Raw genomic sequence first — 12,266 nt, 5'->3', positions numbered from 1 at the left:
ACGCGGTCGGGCGTGTCGCGCACTGATGACGCAACACCCCGGACCTGGAAATCGGGAACCAGGGGCACACGGCGCGCTTCGCTGCTACAGCTGCGCGCACGCGTGTTGGGCCCATGAACCCATGGGCACGAAAGAGAAGACTACCCAGCCAGTAGCGACACGTCAAAACGATCGCTGTATGGGTCGTCGGGATTCGCGCTTTGAGTCCCGCGGCCCGCCGTTCAAACGCAGGCCGTGATTGAGTCCGTGTCAACTATAGCGTGCGGGCGCAAGTGAAAAAGCCGGAAGCCCGGCCGAGGCCGGGCTTCCGGGTGAACCTTTGGTGACTGCCAGGATGACTGGCCGGGACGACTAGCGGCCGTACTGACCGAAGTCGTACTCCTCCAGCGGGACGGCCTCGCCGCTGCCCGAACCGAAGGTGTAGTCGGACGCGGAGCCGTCGTAGCCGCCGACCGTGTACATCGCGGCCTTGGCCTCCTCGGTCGGCTCGACCCGGATGTTGCGGTACTGGGGCATGCCCGTGCCGGCCGGGATGAGCTTACCGATGATGACGTTCTCCTTGAGGCCCAGCAGGCTGTCCGACTTGGCGTGGATCGCCGCGTCGGTCAGGACCCGCGTGGTCTCCTGGAAGGACGCCGCCGACAGCCACGACTCGGTGGCCAGCGACGCCTTGGTGATGCCCATCAGGACCGGACGGCCGGAGGCCGGCGTGCCGCCCTCGGCGACGCACTCGCGGTTGATGCGCTCGAACCTCGGACGCTCCACGAGCTCACCGGGCAGCATGTCGGCGTCGCCCGACTCCAGCACGTTCACGCGCTTGAGCATCTGACGGACGATGACCTCGATGTGCTTGTCGTGGATCGACACACCCTGCGACCGGTAGACCTGCTGCACCTCTTCGACGAGGTGGAGCTGGACCTGACGCGGGCCGAGGATGCGCAGCACCTCGTTGGGGTTGCGGGCACCGGCGATGAGCTGGTGGCCCACGTCGATGTGCTGCCCCTCGGTGACCTGCAGCCGCGACCGCATGGAGACCGGGTAGGCGATCTCCTCGGAACCGTCGTCGGGGGTGATGACGATCTTGCGGGTCTTGTCGGTCTCGTCGATCCGGACCCGGCCGGTGACCTCGGAGATCGGGGCCACGCCCTTGGGGACGCGGGCCTCGAAGAGCTCCTGGACACGCGGCAGACCGTGGGTGATGTCGGCGCCCGCCACACCACCGGTGTGGAAGGTACGCATCGTCAGCTGGGTGCCGGGCTCACCGATCGACTGGGCGGCGATGATGCCGACCGCCTCGCCGACGTCGACGAGCTTGCCGGTGGCCAGCGAGCGGCCGTAGCAGGTCGCGCAGACACCGATCTTGGCCTCGCACACCAGCGTGGAGCGGGTGCGGACCGTCTCGATGCCGGCCTCGACCAGCGCCGTCACGGTGATGTCGTTGATGTCGGTGCCGACCGCCGCGATGAGCTTGCCGTCCACCTCGACGTCCTCGGCCAGGATGCGGCCGTGGATGTTCGACTCGGCGTTCTCGGCCTTGACCAGGTTGCCGGCCGAGTCGCGCTCACCGGTGTGCAGCGGGACCGCGCGGTCGGTGCCGCAGTCGATCTCGCGCACGATGACGTCCTGGGCGACGTCCACCAGACGACGGGTCAGGTAACCCGAGTCGGCGGTACGCAGGGCGGTGTCGGCCAGACCCTTCCGCTGACCGTGGGTGGAGATGAAGTACTCCAGCACCGACAGGCCCTCGCGGAAGGAGGACTTGATCGGACGCGGGATCGTCTCACCCTTGGTGTTGGACACCAGGCCTCGGATGCCGGCGATCTGGCGGACCTGCATGAGGTTTCCTCGAGCGCCCGACTGGACCATCATCCAGATCGGGTTGGTCTTGGAGAACGCGTCCTGCATGTCCTGGGTCACGTCGCTCGTGGCCTTGGTCCAGATCTCGATGAGCTCCTGACGGCGCTCCTCGTCCGTGATCAGACCGCGGTCGTACTCGCGCTGGACCTTGTCGGCCTGCTTCTCGTACGACTCCATGATCGTCGCCTTGTTCGGGGGCGCGATGACGTCGTCGATCGAGATGGTCACACCGGCGCGGGTGGCCCAGTAGAAGCCGGCGTCCTTGAGCGCGTCGAGCGCGTTGGCCACTTCGACCTTGGGGTAGGTCTCGGCCAGCTCGTTGACGATCGCGGACAGCTGCTTCTTGCCGACCTGGTAGTTCACGAACGGGTAGTTCGCGGGCAGCGTGTTGTTGAACAGGCAGCGGCCGAGCGTGGTCTCCAGGCGCAGCGGGTCGCCCGCCTCCCAGCCCTCGGGAGCCTCCCAGCCGCGCGGCGGGGCGACGTCCTTCAGCCGGACCTTGATCTTCGCCTGCAGGTCGAGCTCGTGGCGGTCGAAGGCCATGAGGGCCTCGGAGACCGACGAGAAGACCCGGCCCTCACCCTGGGCCTCTTCGGCCTGGGTGGTGAGCGAGTAGAGGCCGATGACCATGTCCTGGGTGGGCATCGTCACGGGCTTGCCGTCGGCGGGCTTCAGGATGTTGTTGGTCGACAGCATCAGGATGCGCGCCTCGGCCTGGGCCTCGGCCGACAGCGGCAGGTGCACCGCCATCTGGTCGCCGTCGAAGTCGGCGTTGAACGCCGTGCAGACGAGCGGGTGGATCTGGATGGCCTTGCCCTCGACCAGCTGCGGCTCGAAGGCCTGGATGCCCAGGCGGTGCAGGGTCGGCGCGCGGTTCAGCAGCACCGGGTGCTCGGTGATGACCTCTTCGAGCACGTCCCACACGACCGGACGGGCCCGCTCGACCATGCGCTTGGCGCTCTTGATGTTCTGAGCGTGGTTCAGGTCGACCAGGCGCTTCATCACGAACGGCTTGAACAGCTCCAGCGCCATCTGCTTGGGCAGACCGCACTGGTGCAGCTTCAGCTGCGGGCCGACGACGATGACCGAACGGCCGGAGTAGTCGACTCGCTTACCGAGCAGGTTCTGGCGGAAACGACCCTGCTTGCCCTTCAGCATGTCGCTGAGGGACTTCAGGGGCCGGTTGCCGGGGCCCGTCACCGGGCGGCCACGACGGCCGTTGTCGAACAGCGCGTCGACGGCCTCCTGGAGCATGCGCTTCTCGTTGTTGACGATGATCTCGGGCGCGCCGAGGTCGAGAAGCCGCTTGAGGCGGTTGTTCCGGTTGATCACTCGCCGGTAGAGGTCGTTCAGGTCGGAGGTGGCGAAGCGGCCACCGTCGAGCTGGACCATCGGCCGCAGGTCCGGCGGGATCACCGGGATGCAGTCGAGAACCATGCCGGCGGGCGAGTTGCGGGTCTGCAGGAACGCCGCCACGACCTTGAGACGCTTCAGGGCGCGGGCCTTCTTCTGGCCCTTGCCGCTGCGGATCGTCTCGCGGAGGTTCTCGGCCTCCTGGTCGAGGTCGAAGTTGACCAGGCGGTCCTGGATCGCCTGCGCGCCCATTCCGCCCTTGAAGTAGCGGCCGAACCGGTCGCGCATCTCGCGGTAGAGCAGCTCGTCGCCCTCGAGGTCCTGGACCTTGAGGTTCTTGAAGCGGCTCCAGACCTCGTCGAGCCGGTCGAGCTCGCGCTGGGCCCGGTCGCGGAGCTGACGCATCTCGCGGTCGGCGCCCTCGCGGACCTTGCGGCGCTGGTCGCCCTTGGCGCCGGCGGCCTCCAGCTCGGCCAGGTCGGACTCGAGCTTCTTCTGCCGGGCCTCGATGTCGGCGTCACGGCGCTGCTCGACGTGCTGACGCTCCACCGAGATCTTCGCCTCGAGAGAGGGCAGGTCACGGTCGCGCATCTCGCCGTCGACATGCGTGATCATGTACGCCGCGAAGTAGATGACCTTCTCCAGGTCCTTCGGGGCGAGGTCGAGCAGGTAGCCCAGCCGCGACGGGACGCCCTTGAAGTACCAGATGTGGGTGACCGGGGCGGCCAGCTCGATGTGGCCCATCCGCTCACGACGCACCTTGGCACGGGTCACCTCGACGCCGCAGCGCTCACAGATGATGCCCTTGAAGCGCACGCGCTTGTACTTGCCGCAGTAGCACTCCCAGTCCCGCGTCGGACCGAAGATCTTCTCGCAGAAGAGTCCGTCCTTCTCGGGCTTGAGGGTCCGGTAGTTGATCGTCTCCGGCTTCTTGACCTCGCCGTGGGACCACTGGCGGATGTCGTCGGCGGTGGCCAGGCCGATCCGGAGCTCGTCGAAGAAGTTGACGTCCAGCATGTACTAAATTCCCCCTCAGACTTCTTCCACGCTGCTCGGCTCGCGCCGGGACAGATCGATACCGAGCTCCTCCGCCGCGCGGAAGACGTCCTCGTCGGTGTCACGCATCTCGATGGACATGCCGTCGCTGGAGAGCACCTCGACGTTCAGGCACAGCGACTGCATTTCCTTGATGAGGACCTTGAAGGACTCGGGGATGCCGGGCTCGGGGATGTTCTCGCCCTTGACGATGGCCTCGTAGACCTTCACACGGCCGAGGACGTCGTCCGACTTGATCGTGAGGAGCTCCTGCAGCGCGTAGGCGGCGCCGTAGGCCTCCAGGGCCCACACTTCCATCTCGCCGAAGCGCTGGCCGCCGAACTGCGCCTTACCGCCCAGCGGCTGCTGGGTGATCATCGAGTAAGGACCGGTCGAACGGGCGTGGATCTTGTCGTCGACGAGGTGCAGCAGCTTGAGGATGTAGATGTAGCCGACCGAGATCGGGTGCGGGAACGGCTCGCCGGAGCGGCCGTCGAAGAGACGGGCCTTGCCGTTCTCTTGGACCATCCGGGAACCGTCGCGGTTCTTGAGCGTGCTGTTGAGCAGACCGACGATCTCCTCCTCGTGGGCACCGTCGAACACCGGAGTGGCGACCTTGGTCCACGGCTTGATCTCGGTCATCTCCTTCTCACGCAGCCGCTCGGCCCACGCCTCCTCGATGCCGGAGACGTCCCATCCTCGGGCGGCGATCCACCCCAGGTGGGTCTCCAGGACCTGGCCGACGTTCATTCGGCCGGGCACACCGAGCGGGTTGAGGACGATGTCGACCGGGGTGCCGTCTTCGAGGAACGGCATGTCCTCGACCGGCAGGATCTTGGAGATGACGCCCTTGTTGCCGTGACGGCCGGCCAGCTTGTCGCCGTCGGTGATCTTGCGCTTCTGGGCCACGTAGACGCGGACCAGCTCGTTCACGCCGGGGGGGAGCTCGTCGCCCTCCTCGCGGCTGAACACGCGGACACCGATGACCTTGCCGGACTCGCCGTGGGGCACCTTCAGCGAGGTGTCGCGCACCTCGCGCGCCTTCTCACCGAAGATCGCGCGGAGCAGGCGCTCCTCGGGGGTCAGCTCGGTCTCACCCTTGGGGGTGACCTTTCCGACGAGGATGTCACCCGTGACCACTTCGGCGCCGATCCGGATGATGCCCCGCTCGTCGAGGTCGGCCAGGACCTCCTCGGAGACGTTCGGGATGTCCCGAGTGATCTCCTCCGGGCCGAGCTTGGTGTCGCGGGCGTCGACCTCGTGCTCCTCGATGTGGATCGAGGACAGGACGTCGTCCTGCACGAGGCGCTGCGACAGGATGATCGCGTCCTCGTAGTTGTGGCCCTCCCACGGCATGAACGCCACGAGCAGGTTCTTGCCGAGCGCCATCTCACCGGTGTCGGTGCAGGGGCCGTCGGCGATGACCTTGCCGACCTCCACCCGGTCGCCCTCGGCGACGATGGGCTTCTGGTTGAAGCAGGTGCCCTGGTTGGACCGCTTGAACTTGGCGACGCGGTAGGTGGTCCGGGTGCCGTCGTCGTTCATCACGGTGATGTAGTCGGCGGAGACCTCCTCGACCACACCCGCCTTCTCGGCGCTGATGACGTCGCCGGCGTCGGTCGCCGCGCGGTATTCCATGCCCGTGCCGACCAGCGGGGCCTCGCTCCGCAGGAGCGGCACCGACTGGCGCTGCATGTTCGAGCCCATGAGCGCGCGGTTGGCGTCGTCGTGCTCGAGGAACGGGATCATGGCGGTCGCCACCGACACCATCTGGCGCGGCGAGACGTCCATGTAGTCGACCTCGCCCGGGTGGACCGCCTCGAACTCGCCGCCCTTGCGGCGGGCGAGCACGCGGTCTTCGGCGAAGCTGCCGTCGGCGTTCAGGCGCGTGTTGGCCTGGGCCACGACGTGACGGTCCTCGACGTCGGCCGTGAGGTAGTCGACCTGCTCGCTGACCTTGCCGTCGATGACCTTCCGGTAGGGGGTCTCGACGAAGCCGAACGAGTTGATCCGGCCGAACGACGCGAGCGAGCCGATCAGACCGATGTTCGGGCCTTCCGGCGTCTCGATCGGGCACATGCGGCCGTAGTGGGACGGGTGGACGTCACGGACCTCGAAGCCGGCCCGCTCACGCGACAGACCACCGGGCCCGAGCGCCGACAGACGGCGCTTGTGGGTCAGGCCCGCGAGGGGGTTGGTCTGGTCCATGAACTGGGACAGCTGGGACGTGCCGAAGAACTCCTTGATCGACGCCACGACCGGGCGGATGTTGATCAGGGTCTGCGGCGTGATCGCCTCGACGTCCTGGGTCGTCATGCGCTCGCGCACGACGCGCTCCATGCGGGCCAGGCCCAGGCGGACCTGGTTCTGGATGAGCTCGCCGACGGTACGCAGGCGGCGGTTGCCGAAGTGGTCGATGTCGTCGATCTCGACGATCACGTTGCCGTCGGCGCCCATCGACTCCTCGCCGGCGTGGAGCCGGACGATGTACTCGATGGCGGCGACGACGTCGTCTTCGGTGAGGGTGCCCTGCGTGATCTCGGAGTCGCAGCCGAGCTTCTTATTGATCTTGTAGCGGCCGACCTTCGCGAGGTCGTAGCGCTTGGGATTGAAGTAGAGGTTCTCGAGCAGCGCCTGCGCGGACTCCTTGGTCGGGGGCTCGCCCGGGCGCAGCTTGCGGTAGATGTCGAGCAGCGCGTCGTCCTGGCCGGAGGTGTGGTCCTTCTCCAGGGTGGCGCGCATCGACTCGTACTGGCCGAAGCGCTCCAGGATCTGGTCGCTGGTCCAGCCGAGCGCCTTGAGCAGGACCGTGACGGCCTGCTTGCGCTTGCGGTCGATGCGGACGCCGACGCTGTCGCGCTTGTCGATCTCGAACTCGAGCCAGGCACCCCGCGACGGGATGACCTTGGCGCCGTAGAGGTCCTTGTCGGACGTCTTGTCGACGGTGCGCTCGAAGTAGACACCGGGCGAACGGACCAGCTGGGACACCACGACACGCTCGGTGCCGTTGATGATGAAGGTGCCCTTCGAGGTCATGAGCGGGAAGTCGCCCATGAACACGGTCTGGCTCTTGATCTCACCGGTGGTGTTGTTGATGAACTCCGCCGTGACGAACATCGGGGCGGAGTAGGTCATGTCCTTGTCCTTGCACTCGTCGACCGAGTACTTGGGCGGCTCGAACCGATGATCCCGGAACGAGAGGGACATGGTGCCGGAGAAGTCCTCGATGGGACTGATCTCCTCGAAGATCTCCTCGAGACCCGACTGGGCCGGCACATCGCGGCGGCCCGCCTGGCGGGCGGCCTCGACCCGGGCCTTCCACTTGTCGTTGCCGAGCAACCAGTCGAAGGACTCGGTCTGAAGAGCTAGAAGATCAGGAACTTCCAGAGGCTCCTGGATACGTGCGAACGACACGGTGCGGGGACCGGCGGGTACGGCGGAGGCGTTGCGCGAGGCTGCCAACAGATGTCCTTCCGAGGGCTCGCGGACTGACTACACGCACGCCAGACGACCAGAAAGCGAGGTTACTCAGAGAAACGGTCGTCAAAGGGCAGCGCAAAGGGGCAGTGTAGCCGATGGGCATACACCTGTCCACTCCGCTCTCGCTCTGCGCTCCACGTTGCTGGCAGCATCACCCGTCTGGGCTCAAACGTCAAGCCCGAGAGACGACATTTCGGCTAACCAATGGCCAGCACGCTGGGTTTTTCCCTTCCGTGAGACGACCGCCGGTTGCGTAGCCCTGACGACAACCCGCCGAGCCCAGTCGATACCCTCGACCTGAGTCCGCTAACGCTCTGTCACACGGAAGGCCCAACGATGACCGTTGATCGACCTTCCGACGCCCTGGACTTTCCCTGCGACGCCCAAACCAAAACACAACCGTGACTAACAATTGGGTCGCGCGGCTCACCGGATGGGCGTGTTGCCGATCAGCGTCGACAGCCCGGACACCAGCCAGCGACCGTCCGTAACCACCATGACCAGGCGCGCTCTGTTCTGTACGACCTCCGCCGGCTGCTCTGTCCGGCTTGTGGTCGTGTTCAGGAAAACCAGCACTTTGACCCTTTCGGGGCTGGCCTCCTCCACCGCCACGGCGGCCACGGTCGCCTGCTGGACCTTCCGCTGGCTGACCACCTGAGGGACGAACGTGCTCGCCAGGTTGGCGTAGTGGTCGGCCAGCGGGCCGGTGGCGTGGCTGCGGGCCCTGGCCAGGTCGGCCTCGATCGTCCGGTGGTCGTAGGAGAGCATGTCGGCCGCGTAGGCCCTGGCCGCCTGAGCGGCCTCCGCGGCCGCGACCGAGGTCTCCTGAGCTCGTCTGAGGTCCAGATACAGCCAGCCGAGCGCGCCCAGCGCCACCACGGCCAGGACGGCGAGCAGCGAGGTCAGCCGCAGCGCGCGCTGGACGACGGCCATCACGGCACCAGCTCGGCCGTCGCGACCAGCCACTGACCGCCCTGTTTGGCCATGTCCATGCGCCAGCGGTAGAACCGCTCCGCCGGCTTGTCGCCCTCGCGCCCGGTGAACTCGATCATGACGTCGGCGACCACGAGCACCTGGGCGCTGGTCCCCTCGGGATTCATCGACGCGAGCCCGGCGCCCCGCAGCACCCCCGTCTGCAGCACCTTGTCCTTCATCACGGTCGCCCGCGCCTCGGCCTGGTCGCGTTCGTAGCGGGCCCGGGTCTCCCCCGTCGAGGTCGACAGCACCCGGCGGAAGGCGGTGTCGAAAGTGCGGTGGTCGAGCGAGATCAGGCTGACGGCGTGGGTGGAGGCGGCGGCCACGGCGGCGGCCTCGTCGGCCTGCCGGGCCAGGGCGCTAGCTCTGAGCATCCACATCCATCCGGCGGCGGCGCCGAGCAGGACGACGGCGGCCAGCAGGGCCAGGTTGAGACGGCGGGGGGCCTCACGGCGGATCCTGGCCACGGGCGGGATTGTAATCGGGGCACATCGGGCGCCGGATCAAACACACCGAACCGATCTGGAAAGCCCGCTGACCAATGACCGAAAAGACCCCGGAAATGCCGGAAGCGGCCCGCCCAGGCACCTGGAGCGGACCGCTTCGCGGGTCGTGCGAACTACTTGACGGTCACCTTGGCGCCGGCGCCCTCGAGGGCAGCCTTGGCCTTCTCCGCCTGCTCCTTGTTGACCTTGCCGTCGAAGACCGACTTCGGCGCGCCGTCGACGAGGTCCTTGGCCTCCTTGAGGCCCAGGCTCGTGAGGGCCCGGATCTCCTTGATGACCTGGATCTTCTTGTCGCCGGCAGCCTCGAGGATGACGTCGAACTCGTCCTGCTCCTCGGCCTCTTCGGCAGCGGCGCCGCCACCGGCCGGGCCGGCCACGGCCACGGCCGCGACGGGCGCGGCGGCCTTGACGTCGAAGGTCTCCTCGAACAGCTTCACGAAGTCGGACAGCTCAAGGAGGGTCATCTCCTTGAAAGCGTCGAGCAGCTCGTCGGTGCTGAGCTTCGCCATGATGGTTCCTCCATAAGGATCGTGCTGAAAACGTGGAAAAGGGACCGCGGTGTGCGTTGCCCCCCGCTCGCGCGGACCTGCTTATTCGGCGGACTCCGCCGGGGCCGCAGGGGCCGCGGACTCTTCGCGCTTCGCGCGCAGGGCCTCGGCCAGACGAGCCATCTGCGTGGGCAGCGCGGCGAAGGTGGCGGCAGCGTGAGACTGCTTGGCCTTCATGGCGCCGGCCAGCTTCGCGAGGAGAACCTCACGGGACTCGAGGTCAGCGAGCTTGGAGATCTCAGCGGGGTTCATCGCCTTGCCGTCGACGACCCCACCCTTGATCACCAGAAGGGGGTTGGCCTTGGCGAACTCACGCAGACCCTTGGCGGCCTCCACCACGTCGCCCTTGACGAAGGCGATGGCGGTCGGGCCGTAGAGCAGGTCGTCGAGGACCGTGATCCCGGCGTTGTTCGCCGCGATCTTGGCCAGCGTGTTCTTCGCCACGGCGAACTTCGCATGCCCACCGAGAGAAGTGCGCAGCTGCTTGAGCTGGGCGACGGTGAGCCCGCGGTATTCGGTCAGAACGGCGGCGCTGCTGCCGTCGAACTCTGCCTTGAGCTCGTCGACCGCGCCGGTCTTTTCCGCCTTCGCCATGGGCCTCCTTCCAGATGTGCCGCCGGAAGGGATCGAAGCGCCCCACAAAACAAACGAGCCCCGGGCGCAGGGCGCACGGGGCTCTCAGCAAGCACGGAACGGCTTGAAGAGGCTCTCAGTCACACCTGCGCGGGTCGCCCACAACGTGGGACCTTCGGTCACCGGGATACACACCCGGAGACAACCGGCGGTCTTTGGCAGGACTAAGAGTACGGTGTCAAGGCCGCAACGCCAAATCAGCCGCCCACGGGCATGTTCTTGGGCAGGTCGCCCACCTGGTCGGCGGCCGGCGCGGCGATCTCGAGCTTCTCGTTGAACGACTTGAACAGCAGCGTGGCGTCGAAGCTGGCGCCCTGCTCGGAGCCGTTGAGGCCGATCTTGCGCGGCAGCCCGTCGGCGTCGATCCAGGCGTCGAACTTCACGTTCTTGAGCTGGGAGAGCTGGCCCTTGACCTGCTCCTGCGTCTTCTGCGGGAGCAGCAGGACCGCCGCCTCGACGGGGAAGGTGCCCGAGTAGTGGGTGGTGTCCACCCCGTTGACCGGCTCGGTGCCGACGGCCTTGACGTCCTTGGACGCGGTCAGCAGCGTGACGCTCGTCTTCAGGTCGATCTGCTGGGCCTGGTCGAGGAACTGACTGGCGGCCTCGGCGCCCCCGGCCTGCTTCAGGTCGACCTTCACCCACGGCTTGTCGGTGCCGAGGAGGGTCTTCAGCATGTCCATCTTCACGTAGGCGATCTCGTCGGCCAGGATCACCCGCAGCCCGCCCGGGAGGTTCTGCCCGCCGAACGACACCTGGCTCAGGGTCACGTCGGAGGCGAGGGTGGGCTTCTGCTGGAACAGCATGCTGCCCTGGACGCTCCCCTTCTGGCCCTTCGGGTCGGCGAAGTCGAGCACGATGTCGGCGCTGTAGGAGTCGATCGAGTCGGCCTTCTGGGCCGTCTGCTGGATGGCCTCGGCGGCGGAGAGCTTGACGTCCCCCAGCGGCTGGGCAGTCGTGGTCCCGCAACCCGCGACCGCGAGGGCGGTGACGACCCCGGCGGCCACTAAGAATCTGCGCATCTTTGTCAATCCCTTCGTCGGCCCGAGCCTACGTTGGGCCGTTCTGGCCCGCGTTCCTGTCCTCAGGATTCGCACAGAAAAGACACAACCCCCGTCCGTTACCCGGACGGGGGCTGTTCAGGCGTGCTTGATCGCGACGATCAGGCGTCGGCCTCGGCGGTCATGCCGCGGGTGACGTTGGGGTCGACCGGGATGCCGGGGCCCATCGACGTCGCGAAGGTGACCTTCTTCAGGTAGCGGCCCTTGGCGGCCGACGGCTTGAGACGGAGCACCTCGTCGAGGGCGGCGGCGTAGTTCTCCAGGAGCTGACGCTCGTCGAAGGACGCCTTGCCGATGATGAAGTGCAGGTTCGCGTGACGGTCGACACGGAACTCGATCTTGCCGCCCTTGATGTCGGTGACGGCCTTGCCGACGGCCGGCGTGACGGTGCCGGTCTTCGGGTTGGGCATGAGGCCACGGGGACCGAGCACGCGGCCCAGGCGGCCGACCTTGCCCATGAGGTCGGGGGTGGCCACGACCGCGTCGAAGTCGAGGCGGCCCTTGGCGACCTCGTCGATCAGCTCGTCGGCGCCGACGATGTCGGCCCCGGCGGCGCGCGCCTCCTCGGCACGGTCACCGGTCGCGAAGACCAGGACCCGGGCGGTCTTACCGGTGCCGTGCGGGAGGTTGACGGTGCCGCGGACCATCTGGTCGGCCTTGCGCGGGTCGACGCCCAGACGCAGGGCGACCTCGACGGTGGCGTCGAACTTGGTGCTCGCGGTCTTCTTCGCCAGGCGAACCCCGTCGACGGGGCTCAGCAGGGCGTCGCGGTCGATCTGCGCCGCCGCGTTCTTCCAGCTCTTGCTGCGCTTCACAGCTAC

At 67.2% G+C, this 12,266-nt stretch carries 8 protein-coding genes; all 8 read right to left on the bottom strand.

Annotation, left to right across the window (positions count from 1 at the left end):
* Window positions 1-351: 351 nt before the first annotated feature.
* The 8 genes from AW270_RS16585 to rplA all read right to left on the bottom strand — a co-directional run bounded on the left by AW270_RS16585 (window position 352) and on the right by rplA (window position 12,260).
* On the bottom strand, window positions 352-4,227 hold the full coding sequence (locus AW270_RS16585; protein ID WP_061295230.1) for a DNA-directed RNA polymerase subunit beta': 3,876 nt from the start codon (window positions 4,225-4,227) through the stop codon (window positions 352-354).
* A 15-nt stretch (window positions 4,228-4,242) separates the two neighbouring features.
* A complete protein-coding gene (gene rpoB, locus AW270_RS16580; RefSeq protein WP_061295229.1) occupies window positions 4,243-7,707 on the bottom strand; it encodes a DNA-directed RNA polymerase subunit beta in 3,465 nt (1,154 codons plus the stop codon).
* Window positions 7,708-8,151: 444 nt separating this feature from the next.
* Entirely contained in the window at window positions 8,152-8,658 is a 507-nt protein-coding gene (locus AW270_RS16575; protein WP_061295228.1) for an Rv1363c family protein, read from the bottom strand.
* Entirely contained in the window at window positions 8,658-9,167 is a 510-nt protein-coding gene (locus AW270_RS16570; RefSeq protein ID WP_061295227.1) for an Rv1363c family protein, read from the bottom strand. Before AW270_RS16570 ends, AW270_RS16575 begins: the two co-directional genes overlap by 1 nt.
* A gap of 152 nt (window positions 9,168-9,319) precedes the next feature.
* Window positions 9,320-9,715, bottom strand: a complete 396-nt coding sequence (gene rplL, locus AW270_RS16565; RefSeq protein WP_061295226.1) for a 50S ribosomal protein L7/L12 — start codon at window positions 9,713-9,715, stop codon at window positions 9,320-9,322.
* A gap of 81 nt (window positions 9,716-9,796) precedes the next feature.
* On the bottom strand, window positions 9,797-10,348 hold the full coding sequence (gene rplJ / locus AW270_RS16560; protein WP_061295225.1) for a 50S ribosomal protein L10: 552 nt from the start codon (window positions 10,346-10,348) through the stop codon (window positions 9,797-9,799).
* A gap of 236 nt (window positions 10,349-10,584) precedes the next feature.
* Window positions 10,585-11,406 (bottom strand): SCO4651 family lipoprotein, encoded by an 822-nt coding sequence (locus AW270_RS16555; protein ID WP_061295224.1) that lies wholly within the window; start codon window positions 11,404-11,406, stop codon window positions 10,585-10,587.
* A gap of 140 nt (window positions 11,407-11,546) precedes the next feature.
* Window positions 11,547-12,260 carry a 50S ribosomal protein L1 gene (gene rplA, locus AW270_RS16550; RefSeq protein WP_061295223.1) on the bottom strand — a complete coding sequence of 238 codons (714 nt, stop codon included), beginning with the start codon at window positions 12,258-12,260 and terminating at the stop codon, window positions 11,547-11,549.
* Between the last annotated feature and the right edge of the window lie 6 nt (window positions 12,261-12,266).

The organism is Herbidospora cretacea (assembly GCF_001570605.1).
GTDB classification, from domain to species: domain Bacteria; phylum Actinomycetota; class Actinomycetes; order Streptosporangiales; family Streptosporangiaceae; genus Herbidospora; species Herbidospora cretacea.
Note: the sequence above shows the minus strand (reverse complement) of the source record. Positions and strands in the feature narration are given on the sequence as shown.